Below are 23423 nucleotides of genomic sequence, written 5' to 3'. Positions count from 1 at the left end.
TCACGATCGGGTCTCGTACTGCAGTTTTGCCTTTCGCTGACGCCTTCGCCGCCGAACCCGCAGCGGGCCCGGCCGCGGCCGGGCCCGCCGTGGCGCGCGGGCGCTGGGCAGAACCGGACCGGGCCGCAGAACCGGACCGGGCAGCAGAACCGGACCGGGCACGGGGCGAACTCGTCGACCGCCGATCGACGGCGGGCTGCGGATCGTCATCGCCGGCCCGGTGGCGGCCCGACTGCGGCGTCCTCGGGGCAGGTGGGGTGCGCGGGATCTGAGAAGAATTCGCCGGAATGCGGCCACGCATCCGAGCAGGCCGGGGTGGGCCCGCGTCCGCGTCGCTCTCGGGTGCCCATAATGGGGTATGGGCTACACGGTCATCCGGGCCGGAGACAGGAGCCTGACGTCGACCGCCTGGCTCACCTCCTACCATTGCTTCTCCTTCGGCGATCACTACGATCCAGCCAACACCCACCATGGTGCCTTAATTGCATCCAACGAAGAATATTTACCGCCAAAATGCGGGTTCGAAACACACCATCACCAAGAATCCGAGATAGTCACATGGGTCAGTTCGGGATCGCTTGTACATCGCGATTCCGCGGGCAACTCCGGAGTCGTGCCCCCGGGTCTGGCCCAGCGCATGAGCGCAGGCAGCGGTGTCGACCACTCCGAACGCAACGAACCCTGGCCCGACCTTCCCGGCTCGGGCACCACGAGAACGCACTATGTCCAGATGTGGGTCATGCCCGACCGGCATGGCCTTGCCCCCTCATACGCGCAGCGCGACATCTCCACCGAGCTGGCGACCGGCGAGCTGGTGCCGGTCGCCTCGGGCAATCCCGACCATGCGGCCGCGATCGCCATCGCGAACGCCGGCGCGACCCTTTATGCCGCCCGCCCGGCGTCCGGTCGCACACTGACACTGCCCGGCGCCCGCTTCACGCATCTGTTCGTCGTCAACGGATCGGTGCAGCTCGACGGGCCCGGTGAGTTGTCGGCCGGCGATGCCGCCCGCGGCACCGACGTCGGCGACGTCCGGTTGGTGGCGCGCTCGGATGCCGAGATCCTCTACTGGGCGATGGACAGCGCACTGGGTGAATTCTGAGCCGGGGCGAGATATGACCGCCGAGCGCACTACCCGGTGACGAATCGCCACAGCGATGACAGGATGGACGGCGTGACTGTGTCGAAGCATTCTCTGCCCGAATCCGGATTGGACCTCGACTGGGTCGACGACGCCGTGCGCGTCGAGGACGACCTGTTCGCCCACGTCAACGGTAAATGGCTGGCATCACATGTCATCCCCGAGGACCGCTCGGTCGACGGCGCGTTTCACGTGCTGCGCGACCGCGCCGAGGAAAACGTCCGCGACATCATCACCGACGCCGCCGAGTCGAATGCGCCGAGCGGCACCGACGCCGCCAAGATCGGCGATCTCTACGGGTCGTTCATGGACACCGAGCACATCGAGGCCCTGGGCATCGGACCGATCTCCGGTGAACTGGAGAAGATCGCCGCGATCTCCGATGTCGCCGAACTGTCCGCCCGGATCGGACGGCTTCAGCGACACGGCGTCGGCGGGCTGTTCGGTTTCTACGTCGACACCGACGCCCGCCGATCCGACCGGTACCTCGTCCACATCGTGCAATCAGGACTGGGCTTACCCGACGAGTCCTACTACCGCGAGGACAAGCACGCCCAGACTCGCGACCAGTACGTCGCGCACATCGGCCGGGCGTTCGGCCTCGCCGGGCTCGACGGCGCCGACGAGCGCGCACAGACCGTGCTGCGGCTGGAGACCGCGATCGCCGGACACCATTGGGATGTAGTGCGCCGCCGCGACGCCGAGCTCACCTACAACCTGATGAGTCTCGACGAATTCTCCTCCGCTGCAGCCGGTTTCGACCTGCACGCATGGTTCGGCGGGCTCGGCACCGTCGGCGACGACACCTTCGCCGAGGTGGTGGTCGGTCAGCCGTCGTTCGTCACCGACGTCGCCACCCTGGTCGAGGAGACCCCGCTCGCGGACTGGAAGACGTGGCTCACCTGGCGTCTCTTGCGCTCGGCCGCACCATATCTCTCGTCTGCGTTCGTCGACGAGAACTTCGATTTCTATGGCCGCACCCTGACCGGAGCGCAGACCATCCGCGACCGGTGGAAACGCGGTGTCGGCTTCGTCGAGGACGCAATGGGATTCGCGGTCGGGCGCCTCTACGTCGAACAACACTTCCCGCCCGAGGCCAAGGCCCGGATGGACGAGTTGATCGACAATCTCGTCGAGGCCTACCGGCGCAACATCTCCGACCTCGACTGGATGACCCCGGCCACCCGCGAGAAGGCCCTGACCAAGCTCGGCAAGTTCACCCCGAAGATCGGCTATCCGGCCCGCTGGCGCGATTACGGCGCGCTGACCGTCGATCGCGGCGACCTGGTCGGAAACGTCGCCCGTGCAGCATCTTTCGAGCAGGAACGGGAGCTTGCGAAGATCGGGGCACCGGTGGATCGCGACGAGTGGTTCATGACCCCGCAGACGGTCAACGCCTACTACAACCCGGGGATGAACGAGATCGTGTTCCCGGCGGCGATCCTGCAACCGCCGTTCTTCGACCCGGATGCCGACGACGCCGCCAACTACGGCGGGATCGGCGCGGTCATCGGGCACGAGATCGGCCACGGCTTCGACGACCAGGGCGCCAAATACGATGGTGATGGCAACCTCGTCAACTGGTGGAGCGATGCGGACCGCTCCGAATTCTCCACGCGTACACGCAAACTCATCGATCAATACAACGAGTTCACGCCACTGGGCCTCGACACGGAGTACAAGGTCAACGGCGAGTTCACGATCGGCGAGAACATCGGTGACCTCGGCGGGCTGTCGATCGCGCTCGTCGCCTATCGGCTCGCCACGACATCTTCGCCGCCCCCCGTGATCGACGGCCTGACCGGCGTTCAGCGGGTGTTCTACTCGTGGGCGCAGATCTGGCGCACCAAAACCCGTGACGCCGAGGCCATCCGGCGGCTGTCGATCGACCCGCACTCACCGCCGGAGTTCCGGTGCAACGGCGTGGTCCGCAACATCGACGCGTTCTACGACGCGTTTGGCGTGTCCGAGGGTGATGCCCTGTATCTCCCGGACGCCGACCGTGTCCGGATCTGGTGACCGGCGGCGCCGTCGAACCATCGACGGGCACGAGATCACCCGCCGCGAGATGGTCTCGGCCGTCCTGCGGCCGATCGCGGCGGGGGTGCTCCTGCTGGTCGGCTATTTCCTGTTGCCCTTCAACGCGGCCAGCAACTCCAAACTGATCGGCTTCGTCGCGGGCGTCGCACTGCTCATGGCGTTCTGCGCCTACGAGATCCGGCATTTCCTGCGGTCGCGCTACCCGGTGGTGACCGCACTCGAGATGCTCGTGGCACTCGCGACCTTCTATATCGTCGCCTTCGCCACGGCGTATTTCGTGTCCTCGGAATACACCGCGCACAGCTTCACCGAGAAGCTCACCCGCGTCGATGCGCTGTACTTCAGTCTCACCGTGTTCACGACGACCGGGTTCGGCGACATCGTGGCCGTATCGCAGGGTGCCCGCATCGTGGTGTCGGTGCAGATGGTCAGCAGTTTCGTCCTACTGGGCCTCGGAATCCGTTTCCTGACCCTGCTCGTCAACGCCCGGCGGCGGCCGACCGGGCACTCGGGCCCGGTCGGCGACTGAGAGGCCGGGGTCAGTAGTCGTCGTCGCCGTAGACGATCACGCCGCGAATGTTCTTGCCCGACAGCATGTCGTCGTAGGCCTCGTTGATCTGGTCCTGTCGGTAGGTGGTGGTGATCAGGTCGGACAGGTTGAGTCGACCGGCCCGGTACTCGCGCAACAGGTTGGGGATCTGCGTACGCGGGCCGGTGCCACCGAAGATGGCTCCCTGTACCCGCTTCTGCAGCAGCGTCAGCTCGAACAGGTTGAGTTTGGTGTCCAGCGAGGCGAAATTGCCCATGCCGGTGACGATCACCTGGCCGCCCTTGCCGGTCAGTCCGAGCGCCGGTGCGATGATGTCGCCGGAGATCTCGCCGACGGTGATCACCGTGGTGTTGGCCATCCGGCCCCAGGTGATCTCGCCGAGAACCGGAGCCGCCTCCTCGATCGACGCGAAGGTATGGGTGGCGCCCAGCTTTTCGGCCATCTGCAGTTTGAACGGCACCGGATCGATCGCCATCACATAGCGGGCGCCCGCCGCGGCCGCGCCCTGGACCGAGTTGATCCCGACGCCGCCGATGCCGATCACCACGACCGTGTCACCGGTGTGGGTGTCGCCGATCTCGACCGCCGACCCCCAGCCGGTGGCCACCCCGCATCCGAGCAGTGCCGCCTCGCGGAGCGGGATGTCGTCCTCGATCTTCACCAGCGACGCCTCGTTGACGGTGATGTAGGGGGCGAAGGTCCCCAGCAGGCACATCGGCGTCAGCGGTGTCCCGTCGGCGGTGTGCAGGCGATGGGTGTCGTCGGAGATCGACATCCCGGTCAACAGCCGGGAGCCCTCGTCGCAGAGATTCTGCAGACCCCGGGAGCACGGCTCGCAGGTGCCGCACGCCGGGATGAACGCGGTGACGACGTGATCGCCTTCGCGCAGTCGGGTGACTCCGGGCCCGACCTTGGTGACGACGCCGGCGCCCTCGTGCCCGCCGAGCACCGGCATCGGGGCCGGACTGTCGCCGGTGCGCAGGTGATGGTCGGAGTGGCACAGTCCGGAGGCGGCCAGGCGCACCTGGACCTCACCGGCGATCGGGTCACCGACCTCGATCTCCTCGATCTGCCACGGCCGGCCGGTTTCGCGCAGGATCGCGCCCTTGGTCTTCATGCTCTGCTCCTTTTCGGCGCACTGCGGCGCCCTGCGGCCATCGTCGTCCATCCATGCGGCCATCGGCATGGGAACGGCGAGATCTGTTGCCGCACTCCGACTCCGGCATTCTCGACCGGAGCGACAGCCGATGGCGATTCCTCGTCCGAGGACCCCGACGGCCAAGGCTTGTGGCATTCCGGCCACAACCCGCGGGTAACCCGATAGCGTCGGATTCATCGCGATGCGAAAGCAGGTGACCCGATGACCCTCGCCGAACACTCCACGCCGATGCGTGCCGACTTCGCCTCGCTGCGCCGCGGCGGCCTGAACTGGGAATCGTTCCCGTTGCGCCTCTTCGTGAAGGGCAATGCGCGCTTCTGGGATCCGGCCGCCATCGATTTCGACCGGGACGCCGAGGACTGGAAGGCGATCACCGACGAACAGCGCCGCAGCTCCACATTTCTGGTCAGTCAGTTCATCGCCGGCGAGGAGGCGGTCACCCAGGACATCCAGCCGTTCATGAAGGCGATGGCCGCGGAGGGGCGATTCGGCGACGAGATGTTTCTGTCGCAGTTCTGCTTCGAGGAGGCCAAACACACCCAGGTGTTCCGGCGGTGGATGGATGCGGTCGGCCTCGACGGTGATCTGCAGTCGTTCGTCGCCGACAATCCGTACTACCGGCAGCTGTTCTACGAGGAGTTGCCCCAGAGTCTGCATGTCCTCGACCACGATCCGTCACCGCGCAACCAGATCCGCGCCAGCGTCACCTACAACCACGTCATCGAGGGATCGCTCGCGCTGACCGGCTATCACGCCTGGCAGACGGTGTGCACCCGGCACGGCATCTTTCCCGGCATGCAGCGGCTGATCCGGTTCATCGGCGACGACGAACGCCGGCACATGGCGTGGGGTACGTTCACCTGCCGGCGCCACGTGGCCGCCGACGACTCGCTGTGGGAGGTCGTCAACGCCCGGATGGCCGAGTTGATGCCGATGGCCCTCGGCATGATCACCTGGGTCAACGAGCAGTTCGACGAGCAGCCGTTCGGCCTGGACAACAACGAATTCCTCGGGTTCGCCGCCGACCGCGCCCAACGCCGGCTGCACGCGATCGAATCCGCCCGCGGACGCGACGTCGCCGAGATCGATCTGGACTATTCGCCCGCCGAACTCGAAGAACGCTTCGGGGAGGAAGAGGCCGAGTCGCTCGGTGGGTGAGCAGGCGCGAGCCCCGATGACAACCAACTAGAACACGTTCTAGTCTGGTGGGGTGGATGTCTCCTACGAATCGACCCGACGCGAGCTGACCACCGACCGCGGCGTGCTGCGCTACCACGAGGCCGGCGCTGCCGACGCCCCGCCGCTGATCCTGCTGCACGGCTCCGGTCCCGGCGTGACCGGCTGGCGCAACTATCGCGGCAACCTCGACTTCTTCGCCCGCACCCACCACTGCTACATCCTCGAGTTCCCAGGCTTCGGCGTCAGTGATCCGTGGGAGGGGATGCCGGTGCTGACCGCGGGTAAGTCCGTCATCGCCTTCCTCGACGCCCTGGGTATCGACAAGGCGCCGATGATCGGCAACTCGATGGGCGGCGTCGTCGGCGTCAACCTGGCGATCCGCAAACCGGACCGCGTCGAGAAGCTGGTGACCATCGGCGGGGTCGGGCCCAACCTGTTCAGCCCGAGCCCCAGCGAGGGCCTGCGCCTGCTGCAGGAGTTCGCCGACGACCCCGATCGCGACAAACTCGTCCGGTGGCTCAACGCGATGGTCTACGACCGCGCCCTGGTCACCGACGAACTCATCGCCGAACGCTGGGAGGCCGCGATGAACCCCGACGCCCTGGCGACCGGGCGGGCGATGTACGGGTCGGCGGCCTTCGAGATGCAGCAACAGTTCCTGGCGAGCGCCGACACCCCGCCCTACTGGTCGATGATGCACAAGATCGCCTGTCCGACGCTGCTCACCTGGGGACGCGACGACCGCGTCAGCCCGCCCGACATGGCGCTGGCGCCGATGCGGCTGATCCCCGACGCGCAGCTGCACATCTTTCCCCGCTGCGGTCACTGGGTGATGATCGAGGCCAGCGACGCCTTCGAGGCGACCGTCGCCGCGTTCCTGGCGAGCTGAGCCGCCTTTTCCTGGCGACCGAAACCCGCGGAAGAACGGTTCTTCCGTGGGTTCTGGTTTCGTTCCCCAGAAACTTCTGGGGAACGAAACCACAAGTGGGGGACGAACTTTCCTCCCCCACTTTCGGCCGGCGATGCGCCGCCACCCACATCGTCTCGCCCGACGTCCACCGATCGGTTGACGCACGTCCGACCGTCCGGTGGATCCACATCCACCGGTCTCGGGTCCAGACTGGAGAACATGGCGATGATCGAGGTCCATGGACTGACCAAGAGTTACGGCGACAGCCAGGTGGTGCGCGGCATCGACTTCGAGGTGCAACAGGGCGAGATCTTCGGGATCCTCGGTCCCAACGGTGCCGGAAATACGACGACCGTCGAGTGCATCGGCGGCCTGCGCACCCGCGACGCCGGCCACATCCGCGTCGCCGGATTCGACCCCGCCGACGAGGACCGCGGACTCCGCGAGGAGCTGGGAATCCAGTTACAAGAGAGCCGGCTTCCGGACAAGCAGACCGTCGGCGAGGCGATTCGGCTGTATTCGAGTTTCTATTCCGCGCCCCGCGACTGGCGCGAGCTCCTCGAGCGTCTGGACATCGCATCGCAGGAGCGGACATACTTCGCCAAACTCTCCGGCGGACAGAAGCAACGGCTCTCGGTGGCGTTGGCGCTCATCGGAAATCCGAAGGTCGCGATCCTCGACGAGCTGACCACCGGCCTCGATCCCGGTGCCCGCCGCGAGGTCTGGGGCCTGTTGGAGGATCTCAAGGACACCGGCGTGACGCTCCTGCTGGTCAGCCACTTCATGGAAGAGGCCGAGCGACTATGCGACCGGGTCGCGGTGATCGACGACGGGCGGGTCGTCGCGCTGGACACCCCGGCCGACCTGGCCGCCTCGGTTCACGCCGATCAGCGAATGTCGTTCGTGCCCACCGCACCCGTCGACACCGCCGCGCTGAGCACGCTGCCCGACGTCCACCGGATCGATCGGGTCGGCGACCGGGTGATCGCCACCGGCACCGACAACGTGGCCGCCGCGGTCGTCATCGCCCTGCACGAGCGTGGCATCGCATGCCAGAAACTGCGCGTCGACCAACCGAGTCTCGACGACGCCTTCCTCGCCCTGACCCGTACCGATGCAACCGACCCCGGCGCAACCGAGAACTGAGGAGTTCACCGATGAGCGCAGTGACCGCCATGATCGGTTCGGAAGCACGTCTGCTGGCCCGCAATCCCGGTGTCGTCATCTGGACGGCGATACTGCCGGTGGCGGCGGCGATCGTGATCGCGTCGATTCCGGCCGCGCGCAGACCCGTCACCGCCTTCGGCGGTCTGAGCACATTTCAGGTGTACCAACCGATCCTGGTGCTGTTCGTGCTGTCGCTGCTCGCCGTGCAGGCCATGCCCGATATGCTGACCCGCTATCGAGAGATGGGAGTTCTCAAGCGGTTGCGCACCACGCCCGTCTCCCCTGCCCTCCTGCTCGTCGCGCATTTCGTGCTGATCACGGGCGTCTCGATCGTCTGCCTGGTGTTGATCGTGGTGATCCCGGGCATCATCTCCGGACAATGGCCGCATCACCTGCTGGGCTTCGTCGTCAGCTTTCTGTTGTCCTGCTGGGCCTTTCTGGGCCTGGGGATGGTGATCGCGTCGTTGTTCCGCAACGCGAAGGTGGCGGCCGGGTGCGGCACGTTGATGTTCTTCGTGCTGATGTTCTTCGCCGGTCTGTGGATTCCGCGCTCGACGATGCCCGGCTGGTTGCACACGATCTCGAATCTGACGGCATCGGGGGCCGGCACCCAGGCCCTCGCCGACACCGCGACCAGCGGATGGCCCCCGGTGGGCTTCTTCGGCACACTGATCGTGTGGGGAGCGCTCGCGACGGTCATCGCGATACGGACCTTCAAGTGGGAGTAGCCGTGTCGCGCGGTCACCTGGCCACCGGCAGCATCACCCTGCACCGCATCCCCGAACGCGAACCCCACGGCCGGTGGATCGATGCCCGCTCGGGGCTGTCGTGGCCCGACACCCTGCTGCCACCGGAGTCGGAGGTATGGGGCCTGCGAATCCTCAACGTCGCCGGACTCATTGTCGCCCAATGCGTTCCGGCCGGCCAGCGCCATCATCTGATCAGCGCGGCCCTGATGGTCGCATTGATACTCTTCACCGAGTTCTGGATCCGGATCGACATCGGACCGATGTGGCGACGGTGCGCCGTATTCGGTGTCAACACCGCACTGCTCGCGGCAGCGATCGCGGTCACCCCGATGGCCGGTATCGCGTCGTGGGCGGGATACATGCTCTACGCCTCGCTGTTCACCGGTGCCCCGATGCTGCTCTGCGTCGGGGTGTCGTGTGTGTTGATGACGGCCACCCAGCGCAACGGCTGGCACCACATCGCCGACCCGTGGTGGGTGTCGATCCTGTGCTGGGTGCTGAACGTGGTCGTCGGAGTCGCGGCGGTGGCCGTCATCGACGCCCGCGAGAGCACACTCCTGCGTCGACGCGAACTCACCGACGAGCTGATCGCCGAGCGCTCCCGCAACGCCGAACTACAGGAGGAACTCGTCGGGCAGGCCATGCGCACCGGGGTGCGTGACGAACGTGCCCGGCTCGCACGCGAACTGCACGACACCGTCGCGCAGGGCTTCGTCGCCGTCGTCACCCAGCTCGAATCGATCGACGAGGATCACCTGTCGCCGCCGGTACGTGAGCGGGTCGAGAACGCGAAATCGCTTGCGCGCGAGGGATTGGGCGAAGCCAGGCGGGCGGTCAACGCCCTCGCCCCGGTGCCACTGGAATCCCGGCCGCTGGCCACCGCACTCCAGGAGGCTCTCACCGCCTTCTCCCGCCGCAACGCCATCGCGGCCACCCTGCGCGTGGACGGCAACCCACGGCACCTTCCTGGTGACGAGTCGCTGTTGCGGATCGCACAGGAGTCACTCGCCAATGTCGCCAAGCATGCCGGTGCCACGCAGGTGGTGACGACGCTGACCTATCTGGACGACACCTTGCTGCTCGACATCCGCGACAACGGGCGCGGTTTCATCCCCGATGCTGTGCGACGCGGCACGGACAACGGCTTCGGCCTCACCACCATGGCCCAGCGCGCCGGCCTCATCGGCGGCGAGTTGGCGATCGAATCCGAACCCGGTGCGGGGTGCGTGATCTCGGTGTCGGTGCCCCGATGAACCCCGAACCCGACACCCCGATCACCATCGTCGTCGTCGACGACCATCCGGTCGTCCGGGACGGAATCCGGGGCATGCTCGAACGCGAGCCCGGGATGTCGGTGGTCGGTGAAGCCGCCGACGGCGCACAGGCACTCACCGAGATCGCAAGGCTGCGGCCGGATGTGGTGCTGATGGATCTGCGGATGCCGGGGACCGACGGGGTGACCGCGATCCGGCGACTGCGCGCGCAGGATCCCGATCGTCCACGCATCCTCGTGTTGACGACCTACGACACCGACACCGACATCCATGCCGCCGTCGACGCCGGCGCCGACGGCTACCTCCTCAAGGCCACACCGCGGGCGGACCTGATCGGCGCGGTGCGGAGTGCGGCTGCCGGCCGGCACGTCCTCGACCCGACTGCGGCGGCAAGTCTGATGAGCCGCAACCGCTTCGACACACTGACCGATCGGGAATGCGAGGTGCTGCGGGCAGTTGCCCGCGGTGGCACCAACCGGCAGGTCGCCGCCGAACTGATGATCAGCGAGGCGACGGTGAAGACACACCTGCTCCGGCTCTATCCCAAGCTCGGCGTCAAGGACCGGGCAGCGGCGGTGCGGGTGGCCTTCGAGCGCGGCCTGATCCGCTGACGACGAAACCCACGGAAGAATCGTTCTTCCGTGGGTTTCGTATTCGTCCCCCGGAAACTTCTGGAGGACGAAAACAAAAGTGGGGGACGAACATTCGTCCCCCACTTTTGGCTACCGGCTCAGCTCAGCTCAGCTCGACGACGCAGGAGCTCAGTACTTCTCGCCCTTGCTCGCCTTCTCGACCAGCGAGGCCGGCGGCTCGAACTGTGCGCCGTACTTCTTGGCCAGCTCGCGCGAGCGGTCGACGAAGCCTTGCAGGCCGCCCTCGTACTGGTTCATGTACTGCACGACGCCACCGGTCCACGCCGGGAAGCCGATGCCGAAGATCGAGCCGATGTTGGCGTCGGGCACCGAGGTGATGACGCCCTCCTCGATGCAGCGTGCGGTCTCGACGGCCTCGGCGAAGAGCATGCGCTCCTTGAGTTCTTCGAGCGACGGCTCGCTGCTGCCGGAGTCGAACTTCTCCCGCAGACCCGGCCACAGACGTACCCGCTTGCCGTTCTCGTCGTACTCGTAGAAGCCCGCACCGTCCTTCTTGCCGGGGCGGCCCTGCTCGACGAGGTAGTCGATGACTTCGAAGGAACCGTGGTGCGGGAATTCCATGCCCTCGGCCTTGGCACCTTCTTGGCCGGATGTCCGGATCTTCTGCATCAGCACGAGATTCAGCTCGTCGGAGAGCTGCAGCGGCGCGGCCGGGTATCCGGCCTGGGTGCCTGCATGCTCGATCAGTGCCGGCTCCACGCCCTCACCGACGGCCGCGATGGCCTCGTTGATGAAGGTGCCGATGACGCGGCTGGTGAAGAAGCCGCGGCTGTCGTTGACCACGATCGGGGTCTTGCGGATCTGCAGGGTGTAGTCGATCACCTTGGCCAGCACCGCATCCGAGGTCTTCTCGCCGCGGATGATCTCCACGAGCGGCATCTTGTCGACCGGCGAGAAGAAGTGGATGCCGATGAAGTCCTCTTGGCGCTTGACGCCCTGGGCGAGGATGGTGATCGGCAGCGTCGAGGTGTTGGAGCCCAGGATGGCGTCGGGTTCGACGATGTCCTCGATCTCCTGGAATACCTTGTTCTTGACCTCGACGGACTCGAAGGCGGCCTCGATGACGAGGTCGACGCCCTTGAAGTCCTCGGCCTTCTCGGTCGGGTGGATGCGGGCGAGCAGCTCGTCGCTCTTGTCCTGGGTGGTCTTGCCGCGGGAGAGGGCCTTCTCCTCGATCTTGACGGCGTAGCCCTTGCCACGTTCGGCGGCCTCGAGCGAGACGTCCTTCAGCACGACCTCGATGCCGGCCTTGGCCGAGACGTAGGCGATCGCCGCACCCATCATGCCCGCGCCGATGACGCCGACCTTCTTGGCGGTGTACTTCTCGTAGCCGTCCGGCCGCGACCCACCGTTGTTGATGTGCTGCAGATCGAAGAAGAACGCCTTGATCATGTTCTGCGCGACCTGACCGGTCACCAGCGACACGAAGTAGCGGGTCTCGATGAGGTCGGCGGTGTCGACGTCGACGTAGGCACCCTCGATGGCGGCGGCCAGGATGGCGCGCGGGGCCGGCATGTTGGCGCCCTTGATCTGCTTGCGCAGCAAGGCCGGGAAGGCAGGCAGGTTCGCCGCGACCGACGGGTTGGTCACCGATCCACCGGGCATCTTGTAGCCCTTGACATCCCACGGCTGCTGCGCCTCGGGGTTGTCCTTGATCCACGCCTTGGCGGCGGGCAGGAGCTCGTCGACCGAGCCGACGACCTCGTCGACGAGACCGATCTCCTTGGCCTTGGCCGGCTTGAGACGGGGCCCCTGCAGCAGGACGCTCATCAGCGCGTTCTGGAAGCCGAGCAGTCGCACGGTACGCACGACGCCACCGCCGCCGGGCAGCAGGCCGAGGGTGACCTCGGGCAGGCCGACCTGAGCGCCCTTGACGTCGGCGATCACGCGGTGATGGGTATGCAGCGTGATCTCCAGGCCACCGCCGAGGGCGGCGCCGTTGATGGCCGACACGACGGGCTTGCCGAGGGTTTCCAGCCGACGAAGAACCTTCTTCATCGCGTTGGTCGTCTCGGTGATCTGGGTGGCGATCTCTTCTTTGGACTGGGTCCGCTCGGCGGTCATGTCCTTGAGGTCGCCGCCGGCGAAGAACGTCTTCTTCGCCGAGGTGAGCACCACTCCGGTGATGTCGTCCTTCTCCGCCTCCAGCCGATCGACCGTCTCGGCGATCGAGGTCTGGAAGAGCGCGTTCATCGTGTTGGCGCCCTGGTTGGGGTCGTCCATCGTCAGGACGACGACGCCGTCGGCGTCCTTCTCCCAATTGATCATGTTGTCACTCATGGTGTTCGAAGATTCTTTCTCTCGTGGCGGAGTATCAGAGACGCTCGATGATGGTCGCGACGCCCATTCCGCCGCCGATACACAGGGTGACCAGGCCGTAACGGCCGCCGGTGCGCTCGAGCTCGTCGAGCACGGTGCCGAAGATCATTGCGCCGGTCGCGCCGAGCGGATGGCCCATGGCGATCGCGCCGCCGTTGACGTTGACCTTCTCGTGCGGGATCTTCAGGTCCTTCATCCACTTGAGGACAACCGCGGCGAAGGCTTCGTTGAGCTCGAAGACATCGATGTCGTCGACGGTCAGGCCGGCCTTCTTGAGCGCCAGCTCGGTGGCCGGGGTGGGACCGGTGAGCATGATCGACGGCTCGGAGCCGACCTCGGCGAAGGCGACGACGCGACCGCGCGGGGTCAGCCCGTTGCGCTTGCCCGCGGCTTCGCTACCGATCAGGACGATTCCGGCGCCGTCGACGATGCCGGAGCTGTTGCCGCCGGTGTGAACGTGGTTGATGGCCTCGAGCTGCGGGTAGCGCTGCATGATGACGTCGTCGAATCCGGCCATCTCGGCGAGTGCGGCGAAGGCCGGCTTGAGCTTGCCGAGCGACTCGACGGTGCTGCCGGGCCGGCGGTGCTCGTCGTGGTCGAGCACGATGACGCCGTTGATGTCGCGCACGGGTACCACCGACTTGGCAAAGTAGCCCGAGGTCCAGGCCTTCTCGGCCCGGGCCTGCGACTCGGCGGCGTAGGCGTCGACGTCCTCGCGGGAGAAGCCCTCGATGGTGGCGATGGTGTCGGCGCCGATGCCCTGCGGGGTGATGTAGTGGTCGTAGGCAGTGGCCGGGTCGGTGAAGAGAGCACCGCCGTCGCTGCCCATCGGCACGCGCGACATCGATTCGACGCCACCGGCGAGAACCAGATCGTCGAAGCCCGAGGCCACCTTCGCGGCGGCCAGGTTGGTGGCTTCCAGACCCGACGCGCAGAAGCGGTCGATCTGGGTGCCGGGGACGGTCTCGGGCAGACCGCTGTTGAGGGCGGCGGTGCGGGCGATGACGCCACCCTGCTCACCGACCGGCGAGACCACACCGAGGATCACGTCGTTGACCTCGGCGGGATCGAGCCCGCCGTGCCGTGCGAGGACCTCGTTGATGATGCCCGATGCGAGATCGACGGGCTTGACGCTGTGCAGCGAACCACCACGCTGCTTGCCACGGGGCGTACGGAGCGCCTCGTAGATGAATGCTTGATCGGCCACGATGCTTCTGTTCCTTTCACACGAACCTTGTCGACGGTTACTCCGTCAGGCTAACGCGGAATAACTTCCTTGACCATACCCCGAGGTCAAGACTTGATCGAAGCCGCCATATCTGAGCTATGGTCGATTCACCATGCCTACCGAAAAGCCATCCCCGCGGGCCCGCCCGGCCGACCGCAAGCGGCAACTCGTCGCCCATGCCGCGTCGCTGTTCGCCGAGCGCGGCTACCCCCAGGTGGCCGTGGCCGACATCGCGCGGGCCGCCGGCGTCACCGCACCGTCGGTGTACCGGCACTTCGCCGACAAGCACGCCCTGCTGGTGGCCGCGGTGCGCAGCGGGGTCGACGAACTCGAGGCCTGCACCGATCAGGTGCTGTCGGCCGACTCCTCGCCGGCGGGCCTCGTCGACGCGGTCTGCTCGATCGGTGTCCGCAGCCCGGCGGCCACCTCGCTGTGGCGCTCGGCGAGCCAGCATCTCAGTGACGAGCAGAATCGGGAGATCGTCCTGCACATCCGCGGGGTGATCCACCGGTGGGCGGGGGTACTTGCCGCCGGCACCGGGATCCCCGAACGCGAGGCGGTCGAATTGTGCTGGGCAACGCTGAGTGTCGTCGGCAGTCTCGGCGTCCACAACACCCGGCTGTCGGCCGGCCGCTCGCTCGCGGCGATCAAGACACTCGTCCACCGGCTCCTCACCCTGCGCCCCGATTCGGCGCCACCACTGACCCCGGCACCGTTGATCTCCACCGGTTCTCGGACCAGGCGCGACGAGATCCTTGACGCAGCAGCGGAACTGTTCGCCACGAGCGGCTACGCCGGGGTCGGCATGGACGACATCGGCGCCGCCGTCGGCATCACCGGACCGAGCGTGTACCGGCACTTCAGCTCCAAGCTGGCCATCCTCGTCGGAATCGGCCGGCGCAGCGCCACCCGACTGGAGACCGGTGCGATGGCCGCCTACGGCTCCACCTCCGACAGCGCCAAACTCCTTGCCCTGCTGATCGATTCGTACGTCGGCGTACTGACCTCCAGTCCGGATCTCTCGGTCGGGTTCAACAACTCCGCGGTCTTCATCGGGCAGTCCGCCGCCGCCGACCTCATCGACGTACAACGCAATTACGTTGCGCGCTGGATCGACCTGCTGACCCAGACCGATCCCGATCTGCCCCGCCCCGAGGCTGCCGTGGCCGCGCACGCCGCCCTGTCGATCGTCAACGACGCCGTCCGCGTGCGCCGCGGGACGTCACGTCCCGACTTCCCGGCCCGGATGGCATACCTGATGAAAGGGCTCCTGGACGTCTGAGCGTGCTCGTCCGTGTCCGTGTCCGCGGCCGACCGGCGTGACTTCTGTTCACCGCAGGGAAAGCCGTTCACCGCTGTGACAACTGTTCACTGGTGGTACGAAAGCCGTTGCAGCCCTTGTGGATTAATCCTCGCAGCCCTTGCGCGTCGAACAAATCTTCTGCTACACTGGACCCATCGCAAGATCATCCAGGGGGGATTCATGATCGACGCCACCACGCCTTCGGCTTCACGGTCCGCAGAGCTTTCGGCCGACCTGTTCGCGGGCCTCATCGCGCAGCTCGACGACCGCACCTTCCGTGCGGACATCGGTTCACGAGACGCGTTCGCGGCGATGCAGCAACTGATCACCTTGCGCAACATGATCGATCACCTCGCCGCGACGTTGACCGGCGAGTTCGACCGCCTCAAAATGACCGCACCCCAAGGCCGCTCGGTGCGACAACTGTTGATCACCATGGGAATTGCGCCCGCCGTCGCCGGCCGACTCGTTCGCGTCGGAACCGCCACGGATGTCGACGGTGTGCGTATCCATACCGTCGACGGTGCGATATCCCTCGACCACGCCGACGCCATCGTCCTCGGACTCACCCACATCGAATCCCGCGCCGGCGAACCCGTCACCCCCGAACAACGCCGCGACCACACCCGCGCACTCGTCTCGCAAGCATTGTCCGGGATGAGTCCCGCCGAAATCGGCAAGCACGCACGCCAACTCGGCAATACCCTCGCCGACGACACCAGTGGCACACCCGCCGCCGAAGACCGCTCCCTCAACAGCGTCACCCTCGCCAAGACCAGCGACGGCCGCCTCGACATGCGTGCCGACCTCGACATGAGTGTCGGCGAAAAGCTGTGCACCACCCTCGAAACGCTGTCCGCCCCCACGCCCCAGCCCGACGGCTCCCACGACCCACGCACGGTCCAGCAACGCCAGGCCGACGCACTCGAGACACTGCTGGAAGCCGCCGCCCGCGGACTCGCCGACGACACGGTGTCGACGACATCACGGTATGACGTCCTGTTGACGCTCAACGCCGAACAGTCCGACCAATCCGCGCTGCAATACATGGGTCCGGTCACCGACCAACTCGCCACCACATTGACGTGTGACGCCCAACTGACCGTCGCCATCCTCGACGACGAACGAGCACCCCTACAACTCGGACGCCGCAAACGATTGTTCACCAACGCCCAACGCAAAGCGTTCATCCTGCGCGACGAATGCTGCATCAAATGTGGTGCACCCGCATCGCGGACCCAAGCACACCATTTGCGGCATTGGGCCGACGGCGGGGCCACCGACCTCGACAACGGGTGCCTGCTCTGCACCGCATGCCACCACGACGTTCACGACCGCGCCGGCGCCGGGAGCGAAGCGAGCGGGCCGAATGATTACTGGGATGTGGTCATGGGCTTCGACCGGCATCCGTGGCTCATCCCGCCCTCCACCGTCGACCCCAGACGACGACCACAACCGGCCTACAACCGGCGCACCCTACGCCTCGACAGCGCTGCCTGACCACACTGGCCGCCCGAAACAGGCCTGCCCACAAGACTTCCCGACCCCCGCACCCGGCCCGCCGGGACCGCATCTGTTGTTTGAGAACTTCATAGGGCGCCGGCCCCGGGACCTCCTGCTAGACTCACCGCGACCACGACGACGGACGGGGACCGATGAGTGCCGGCACAGGATCCGACGAGCCCACATACTCCCGCGACGAACTCATCGCCGAGCTCGACGTCTCGCCGGAGTACGCCCAAAGACTGTGGAATGCCTTCGGTTTCGCACATCGGACCACCGACGACAAGATCTTCACCGCCGACGAGGTGGCCGCGTTGCGACTGTTCGCCGATTCCGAGGGTTCGATGCCGCAGCGGGCGCAGGTCGCCACCGCCCGTGCGATCGGACAGACCATGTCGCGTCTGACCGAATGGCAGGCCGATCAGATCACCGACCTCCAACGCGATCCCGACGTTCCGTGGACGCAGGATCAGATGATCAACGCCATCGACGTCATCCAACGACTGATCTGGCGTCGCCACCTGAAACTCGCACTCGAGCGCGATGCGACACGGGTATCCGACGAGGAACACGATCTGGTGGTCGGGTTCGCCGACATCGTCGGCTACACCAGCCTGTCCCGCCGCATCGGGATGGGTGAACTCGAGGACTTGCTCGAGAAATTCGAGGAGCGCACGTTCGACATCGTCACCGATCGTGGCGGGCAGGTCATCAAGACTCTCGGCGACGCGGTGATGTTCAGTTTCGAGGCCGCCGGTGGCTCGGCGGCCGCCGCGTTGGCGATCCAGCGGCTGAGCGACGCCGACCCCATCCCCCCGTTGCGGGTCGGTCTGGCCCGCGGACCCGTCCTGAGCCGCCTCGGTGATCTGTTCGGTGAGCCGGTCAACATCGCTGCCCGGCTGTGCGGGTCGGCGCGCCCGGGCACCATCCTCGTCGACGAGGTATTGGCCGCCGACCTCGCCGACTCCGATCGCTTCTATCTGCGGTCGATGCCGTCATTGTCGGTGCGCGGCTACCGTCGGCTCCGCGCAAAGGTGCTCGAGCCCAACAAGTACTACTCGCGCGACTCTGCGGCACCATAGATCCGCACCTCGGTCGCCTTGACCGAGAGATGCACCGCCACACCCGCTCCCAGCCCGAGTTCGGCCACCGACGCCCACGTGACCTCCGCCGCGACGTCGTGGTCACCGCAACGGCATCGGATCAGCGCCCGATCCCCTTGCGGCACCACCTCTCCCACCACCGCAGGCCAGGTGTTGCGTGGGCTGCCGTGCGGCTGCGACGGATACACGGCGACCGCACGAGGCGAGAAGGCGCCCGCCGCGCGGGCGGCCGGTCGCAACGATTCGACTGCGGTGCCGACGACGGGCAGACCGTCGGCCGCGACGACCGTGTCGGGGTCCCGATAGGCCCCGACGACCAGGTTGGTGCCCGCCAGCGTCGCCGCGAACGCCGTTTCGGGATGGGTGAGCACATACGTGGTGAGTCCGGACTGCATGACGTGCCCGTCGTCGAGCACAGCGATCCGGTCGGCGAGGCTCACCACATCGATCAGATCGTGGGTGACCAGAATCGTCATGCCGTCGCGCTCCGCGAGCAACGACCGCATCAACGTCCGCATCTGTTGTGCCACACTGATGTCCAGCGCAGCGAACGGTTCATCGAGTAGCAGCACGTCGGGCTCGGTCGCCAGCGCGCGGGCGATCGCGACCCGCTGCGCCTGCCCACCGGACAGATGCGCGGGCATCCGGTCGGCCAGCTCGGCCACCCCGGCAGCCGCCATCCACTTCTGCGTCCGGTTGCGCACCGCCGCCCGGCCCAGTCCCGACGCGGCCGGACCGAAGGCGACGTTGCGCCGCACCGACAGATGGCCGAAGAGCCGCGCCTTCTGCTCGAGCAACACCACCGACCGGCGATGCGGTTCGACAAAAGTGTTGTGCCCCTGTAGCTCACGGTCGCCCATGGACATTTGCGAATCCGGGGTGCGGCGCAGTCCGGCCAGCACCGACAACAGCGTCGACTTGCCCGCGCCGTTGGGTCCGATGATGCCGAGGGTCTCGCCGGGCGCGACGTCGATGCGTGCGGTGACCTCGGGAGCCGAGCACCGCACCGAGGCACGAAATCCCTCGGCGCCTGCGGACGATCTTGGGGTTCCGGCTGATTCGGGGACGGTCTCGGTCATGAGACCTCCGGGCTGCGGCGTAGATGGACGCCGATCACCACCGCGAGGGCGACGACCATCAGCACGAGCGCGAGCGGAAGTGCCTGCGCGGGGTCGTTGATCGCGTCGAGGTAGATCTTCAGCGGAGCCGTCTGGGTGGTGCCGGGCAGGTTGCCGGCGAAGGTGATGGTGGCCCCGAACTCACCCAATGCTCGGGCGAATGCGAGGACCCCACCGGCGATCAGTGCCGGCCGCGCCATCGGCAGCGTCACCCGCCACAGGGTTCGCGTCGGGGACGCCCCGAGGGTCGCCGCGATCCGCTCGAAACCATCGTCGCCGCTGCGCAGTGCACCTTCCACACTGATCACCAGAAAGGGCAGCGCGACAAAGGTTTGCGCGATCACCACCGCCGGGGTGGTGAACGCGAGGGTGATCCCGGCCCGGTCGAGATACTGGCCGACGAGGCCATACCGGCCGAGGGCGTAGAGCAGCGCCACGCCGCCGACCACCGGCGGCAACACCAGCGGCAACAGCACCAGCGCGCGGACGATTCGGATCACGACGCCCTCGTATCTCGCGAAGACGACGGCCATCGGCACCCCGAGCAGTACACAGACGACGGTGCTGACCACGGCGGTGCCGAAGCCCAGCTTCAGTGCCGCAACCGATTCCGTCGATGTGACCGACGACCAGAAGATCGCCCACGGCATCCGGACGATGATCGCGACGGGTCCGATCAGGATCAGAGCGACGCCGAGCAGCGCGGGCAGATGAACCCACCGGGGAACGCGTCTCATACAGTCACCGAACCGGCGTCACCCGGCCGTGACGAAGCCCGCGTCGGTCAGGATCTTCTGCCCCGTCTGCGCGAGTACGAGATCCATGAATTCCTGCGCCTGCTGCTGGTGCTTGCTCGTCTTGAGGGTGGCGATCGGATAGTTGTTGACCACCTTCGCGAAAGCTCGGTCGCCGACCACCGCGATCGTGTCGGGGCCGCTCTTGGCGTCGGTCACGTACACGAGCCCGGCGTCGGCCTCGCCGGAGGTCACCTTGGTCAGCACCGCCGTCACCGACGATTCCTCACTCACCGGCTTGATGACGATCCCGGTGTTGCGTTCGACCTGGGCGGTCGCCGCCCCGCAGGGCACCTCGACCGCACACACCACGGTGCGGATCGACGGGTTGGCCAGGCTCCCGAAGTTCGTGATGTTCTTGGGGTTTCCCGCCGCGGTGACGATCACCAGGGTGTTGCGCGCGAAGATCTTCGGCGGATCGACGAGATCACCGAGCTTGCTCATGGTGGCCTCGTCGGCGGTCGCGATGACGTCGGCGTCGGCTCCTTGCTTGATCTGGTTCACCAGCGCCGAGGATCCGTCGAAGTTGATCGTCACGTCCACGTCCGGGTGCTGGCTCTCGTAGGCTTTCTCGATCTCGGTGAAGGTCTTCTTCAGCGACGCCGCCGCATACACCTTCAGCGGGGTCTTCGCGTCGGCGTCATCCGACGACGAACACCCCACGGCCACACCGGTGATCAGCGCCGCCGAGGCCGCCACACACACCCACCGGGTCCATCTCGAAACAGCGGTCATCGGTTCTCCTGTGGTCGGTGTTGCGGGGCGGGGCGCTCGACGATCACGGTCGTCGCCTTGACCACCGCGGTGGCCACGACCCCGGGTTCGAGTCCGAGTTCGCGGGCTGCCTCGGCGCTCATCAGCGACGTCACGGCGAACGGCCCGCACTGAAGGCCGACCTTCGCCATCACACCGTCCATCTCGACGTCGGTGACCAGTCCGGTGAATCGGTTGCGCGCCGAGGTCAGCGCGGGCGAGGAATCGGTGACCGCGCGAGCCCGCGCGACCGCTAGTTGCGCCAGGTGCGCGCCGTCGACGGTGGTCACCCCCTTGTCGGGACCGGCCGTGTCGGAGCCCGCGGGTAGTGTTCCGGCCGCCATCCACCGACGGATGGTGTCGTCGCTGACGCCCAGCAGCAGCGCCGCGTCACGAATCCGAATCGGAGCCATGGACGTACCTTAGCCGCACATTCGGAGAAATTCTGCATCGAACCCCGCATATGCAGACCCAGTCGAATCGACTTCCTCACAACCGATGAGTTCTCGCGGCGGCGACCGTCTATACCGCCGAAAGGTCAAGCGATGGTAAAAATCGCTGGCCAACCACCCCACCCCGTCAACTAGCGTGGAGAACCATGACCGCACCCTCCTCTACCCCGACCACCGGTGGCGGCCGCCCCGCGATCGAGGCCGTCGACCTCGTCAAGACGTTCGGCGATTTCACCGCCGTCGACGGTGTCTCCTTCTCCGTCGCGCCCGGCTCGGTACTCGGCCTGCTCGGCCCCAACGGCGCGGGCAAGACGACCATCGTCCGCATGATGACGACCCTGTCGACCCCGACGAGCGGCACCGCCCGGATCGCCGGACACGACGTCATCGCCGAGCCCGAAGCCGTTCGCCGCAACATGGGTCTCACCGGTCAGGCGGCCACCGTCGACGAGATCCTCACCGGCCGCGAGAACCTCAAGATGATCGGTGGCCTCTACGGGATCCGCCGGCGTGACCTGGCGCGACGGGGTGATCAGCTCCTCGAACAGTTCTCGCTGACCGACGCCGCCGACAAGCAGGTCCGCTCGTACTCCGGCGGCATGCGAAGGCGACTCGACCTCGCGGTGAGCCTGCTGGCCGCGCCGCCCGTGCTGTTCCTCGACGAGCCGACGACCGGGCTCGATCCGCGTAGCCGCAACGAACTGTGGGATGTGCTGCGGGAGTTGGTGAAGGCCGGTACCACATTGTTGCTGACCACCCAGTACCTCGAGGAGGCCGATCAGCTCGCCGACGACATCGTCGTCATCGATCACGGCACGATCATCGCCCACGGCACCCCGTTGCAGCTCAAGCAGCAGGCCGGATCTGCCAGCGTGGTGGTCACGGTCTCCGACGACGCCGATCTACCACAAGCCCGAGAACTGTTGTCACGCAGCGGCAATGAGGTCTTCGTCGACGAGAATGCCCGCACCGTCACCACCGCGGCCGCCGGACTGTCGGATCTCACCCGCATCGCCGGATGGTTCGACGAATCCCGCATCGCCGTCGACGATCTCGGCCTCGTCCGGCCGAGCCTCGACGACGTCTTCCTCTCCCTCACCGGCCATCGCGCCGAACAGGACTCGACCGACACCGACACCGCGGTGAACGAAGGAGCAGCATGACCACCACCGAGACCCCGCCCACCGCTATCACCGGGCCACTTCCGGACCGCCCGGCGGTGCACCAGACCAATTTGGCGCAGCAATCATGGATAATGGTGCGCCGCAACCTCATCCACACCCGACGCATGCCCGAGATGCTCTCGGATGTGACGATCCAGCCGATCATGTTCGTGGTGCTGTTCGCCTTCGTCTTCGGGCCGGCGATCAGCCTCGGGGTACCCGGGGTGAGCTACAAGGAATACCTGCTGCCCGGCATCATGGGCCAGACGATCGTGTTCACCGCATTCATCGTCGCCACCGGCATCACCGCCGACATCGAGAAGGGCATCGTCGACCGGTTCCGGTCACTGCCGATCCGCCGCTCGTCGGTCCTGGTCGGCCGCAGTCTCGCCAGCCTGATCCACTCGTCGATCGGCATCGTGGTGATGGCGGTGACCGGTCTGATCATCGGGTGGCGGATCACCACCTCGGTCGGCGAGGGCGCGCTCGGCTTCGCACTGGTGCTGCTCTTCGGCTTCGGGATGATCTGGTTCGGGGTGCTCATCGGCTCCTGGCTGCGTTCGGTGGAGGCGGTCAACGGGTTCATGTTCTCGATCCTGTTCCCGATCACCTTCGTGTCCAACGCCTTCGTGCCGACCCAGAACATGCAGCCGTGGCTGCGCGCCATCGCCGAGTGGAATCCGATGTCGGCGCTGGTGCAGGCCATGCGCGTGTTGTGGGGTAACGGTTCCGACGCCGCCGCCGACGCCGCGTGGCCGATGCGCCACCCGGAGTTGGCGACACTGATCTGGGCGATCATCCTGACCGCGGTCTTCGCCCCGTTCGCGCTGCGCAACTACGCCAAGCGCACGGCCGACTGACCCCG

The 23423-nt window shown here is 66.6% G+C and carries 22 protein-coding genes and 1 pseudogene; 15 read left to right on the top strand and 8 right to left on the bottom strand.

The genetic code is table 11. From position 1 onward, the window contains the following. The first annotated feature begins 26 nt into the window (after positions 1-26). The 4 genes from ACLQ3C_RS06455 to ACLQ3C_RS06440 all read left to right on the top strand — a co-directional run bounded on the left by ACLQ3C_RS06455 (position 27) and on the right by ACLQ3C_RS06440 (position 3710). Entirely contained in the window at positions 27-272 is a 246-nt protein-coding gene (locus ACLQ3C_RS06455; RefSeq protein ID WP_425704208.1) for a hypothetical protein, read from the top strand. Positions 273-358: 86 nt separating this feature from the next. After that, positions 359-1102, top strand: coding sequence for a pirin family protein (locus ACLQ3C_RS06450; protein ID WP_425704207.1), 744 nt, complete (start codon positions 359-361; stop codon positions 1100-1102). A 63-nt stretch (positions 1103-1165) separates the two neighbouring features. Then, the gene (locus tag ACLQ3C_RS06445; RefSeq protein WP_425704206.1) at positions 1166-3160 is read left to right on the top strand and encodes a M13 family metallopeptidase; all 1995 of its coding nucleotides are present in this window, start codon (positions 1166-1168) and stop codon (positions 3158-3160) included. Continuing rightward, on the top strand, positions 3144-3710 hold the full coding sequence (locus ACLQ3C_RS06440; RefSeq protein ID WP_425704205.1) for a potassium channel family protein: 567 nt from the start codon (positions 3144-3146) through the stop codon (positions 3708-3710). Before ACLQ3C_RS06445 ends, ACLQ3C_RS06440 begins: the two co-directional genes overlap by 17 nt. A 10-nt stretch (positions 3711-3720) precedes the next feature. On the opposite strand, the gene ACLQ3C_RS06435 is transcribed toward ACLQ3C_RS06440, so the two are convergent. Beyond that, complete coding sequence (locus tag ACLQ3C_RS06435; RefSeq protein ID WP_425704204.1) at positions 3721-4848, bottom strand: NDMA-dependent alcohol dehydrogenase; 1128 nt, start codon at positions 4846-4848, stop codon at positions 3721-3723. Between the two features lie 243 nt (positions 4849-5091). Between ACLQ3C_RS06435 and ACLQ3C_RS06430 the strand changes: the two genes are divergently transcribed. From ACLQ3C_RS06430 to ACLQ3C_RS06405, 6 genes are all read left to right on the top strand, one after another. Continuing rightward, positions 5092-6048, top strand: a complete 957-nt coding sequence (locus tag ACLQ3C_RS06430) for a R2-like ligand-binding oxidase (RefSeq protein WP_425704203.1) — start codon at positions 5092-5094, stop codon at positions 6046-6048. Positions 6049-6100: 52 nt separating this feature from the next. Further along, positions 6101-6958, top strand: coding sequence for an alpha/beta fold hydrolase (locus ACLQ3C_RS06425; protein WP_425704202.1), 858 nt, complete (start codon positions 6101-6103; stop codon positions 6956-6958). A gap of 240 nt (positions 6959-7198) precedes the next feature. Next, entirely contained in the window at positions 7199-8125 is a 927-nt protein-coding gene (locus tag ACLQ3C_RS06420; RefSeq protein ID WP_425704201.1) for an ABC transporter ATP-binding protein, read from the top strand. A gap of 11 nt (positions 8126-8136) precedes the next feature. Continuing rightward, complete coding sequence (locus ACLQ3C_RS06415) at positions 8137-8874, top strand: ABC transporter permease (protein WP_425704200.1); 738 nt, start codon at positions 8137-8139, stop codon at positions 8872-8874. 2 nt (positions 8875-8876) lie between these two features. Continuing rightward, positions 8877-10148: a sensor histidine kinase gene (locus ACLQ3C_RS06410; protein WP_425704199.1), complete on the top strand. Its 1272-nt coding sequence runs from the start codon at positions 8877-8879 to the stop codon at positions 10146-10148. Continuing rightward, positions 10145-10780: a response regulator gene (locus ACLQ3C_RS06405; RefSeq protein WP_425704198.1), complete on the top strand. Its 636-nt coding sequence runs from the start codon at positions 10145-10147 to the stop codon at positions 10778-10780. Before ACLQ3C_RS06410 ends, ACLQ3C_RS06405 begins: the two co-directional genes overlap by 4 nt. A gap of 150 nt (positions 10781-10930) precedes the next feature. On the opposite strand, the gene ACLQ3C_RS06400 is transcribed toward ACLQ3C_RS06405, so the two are convergent. Further along, positions 10931-13102: a 3-hydroxyacyl-CoA dehydrogenase NAD-binding domain-containing protein gene (locus tag ACLQ3C_RS06400; RefSeq protein WP_425704197.1), complete on the bottom strand. Its 2172-nt coding sequence runs from the start codon at positions 13100-13102 to the stop codon at positions 10931-10933. A 34-nt stretch (positions 13103-13136) separates the two neighbouring features. Then, on the bottom strand, positions 13137-14348 hold the full coding sequence (locus ACLQ3C_RS06395) for an acetyl-CoA C-acetyltransferase (RefSeq protein ID WP_425704196.1): 1212 nt from the start codon (positions 14346-14348) through the stop codon (positions 13137-13139). A 133-nt stretch (positions 14349-14481) separates the two neighbouring features. On the opposite strand from ACLQ3C_RS06395, the gene ACLQ3C_RS06390 reads away from it, so the two are divergent. The 3 genes from ACLQ3C_RS06390 to ACLQ3C_RS06380 all read left to right on the top strand — a co-directional run bounded on the left by ACLQ3C_RS06390 (position 14482) and on the right by ACLQ3C_RS06380 (position 18257). Beyond that, positions 14482-15651 (top strand): TetR/AcrR family transcriptional regulator, encoded by a 1170-nt coding sequence (locus ACLQ3C_RS06390; RefSeq protein ID WP_425704195.1) that lies wholly within the window; start codon positions 14482-14484, stop codon positions 15649-15651. A gap of 201 nt (positions 15652-15852) precedes the next feature. After that, the gene (locus tag ACLQ3C_RS06385) at positions 15853-17172 is read left to right on the top strand and encodes a DUF222 domain-containing protein (protein ID WP_425704194.1); all 1320 of its coding nucleotides are present in this window, start codon (positions 15853-15855) and stop codon (positions 17170-17172) included. Between the two features lie 155 nt (positions 17173-17327). Next, positions 17328-18257 (top strand): adenylate/guanylate cyclase domain-containing protein, encoded by a 930-nt coding sequence (locus ACLQ3C_RS06380; protein ID WP_425704193.1) that lies wholly within the window; start codon positions 17328-17330, stop codon positions 18255-18257. Here the strand turns inward: ACLQ3C_RS06380 and ACLQ3C_RS06375 are convergent. The 5 genes and pseudogenes from ACLQ3C_RS06375 to ACLQ3C_RS06355 form a co-directional block, all read right to left on the bottom strand. Next, positions 18230-18673 (bottom strand): TOBE domain-containing protein, encoded by a 444-nt coding sequence (locus ACLQ3C_RS06375; protein WP_425704252.1) that lies wholly within the window; start codon positions 18671-18673, stop codon positions 18230-18232. The two genes, ACLQ3C_RS06380 and ACLQ3C_RS06375, sit on opposite strands and share 28 nt — an antisense overlap. A gap of 162 nt (positions 18674-18835) precedes the next feature. After that, a pseudogene (locus tag ACLQ3C_RS06370) lies at positions 18836-19246 on the bottom strand (ATP-binding cassette domain-containing protein); the annotation flags it as partial. 107 nt (positions 19247-19353) lie between these two features. After that, positions 19354-20133 (bottom strand): ABC transporter permease, encoded by a 780-nt coding sequence (locus ACLQ3C_RS06365; protein WP_425704192.1) that lies wholly within the window; start codon positions 20131-20133, stop codon positions 19354-19356. An 18-nt stretch (positions 20134-20151) separates the two neighbouring features. Continuing rightward, positions 20152-20925, bottom strand: coding sequence for a molybdate ABC transporter substrate-binding protein (gene modA / locus ACLQ3C_RS06360; protein WP_425704191.1), 774 nt, complete (start codon positions 20923-20925; stop codon positions 20152-20154). Further along, complete coding sequence (locus ACLQ3C_RS06355) at positions 20922-21356, bottom strand: TOBE domain-containing protein (RefSeq protein WP_425704190.1); 435 nt, start codon at positions 21354-21356, stop codon at positions 20922-20924. Before ACLQ3C_RS06355 ends, modA begins: the two co-directional genes overlap by 4 nt. 185 nt (positions 21357-21541) lie before the next feature. Here ACLQ3C_RS06355 and ACLQ3C_RS06350 point away from each other — a divergent pair, with 185 nt between their 5' ends. Both ACLQ3C_RS06350 and ACLQ3C_RS06345 read left to right on the top strand, forming a co-directional pair. After that, complete coding sequence (locus ACLQ3C_RS06350) at positions 21542-22558, top strand: ATP-binding cassette domain-containing protein (protein WP_425704189.1); 1017 nt, start codon at positions 21542-21544, stop codon at positions 22556-22558. Continuing rightward, positions 22555-23418 (top strand): ABC transporter permease, encoded by an 864-nt coding sequence (locus ACLQ3C_RS06345; protein ID WP_425704188.1) that lies wholly within the window; start codon positions 22555-22557, stop codon positions 23416-23418. Before ACLQ3C_RS06350 ends, ACLQ3C_RS06345 begins: the two co-directional genes overlap by 4 nt. The last annotated feature ends 5 nt before the right edge of the window (positions 23419-23423 follow it).

The organism is Gordonia sp. DT30, from assembly GCF_049844915.1.
GTDB lineage: Bacteria > Actinomycetota > Actinomycetes > Mycobacteriales > Mycobacteriaceae > Gordonia.
The sequence above is the reverse complement of the archived record's forward strand: the minus strand, read 5'-3'. Positions and strand labels throughout refer to the sequence as shown.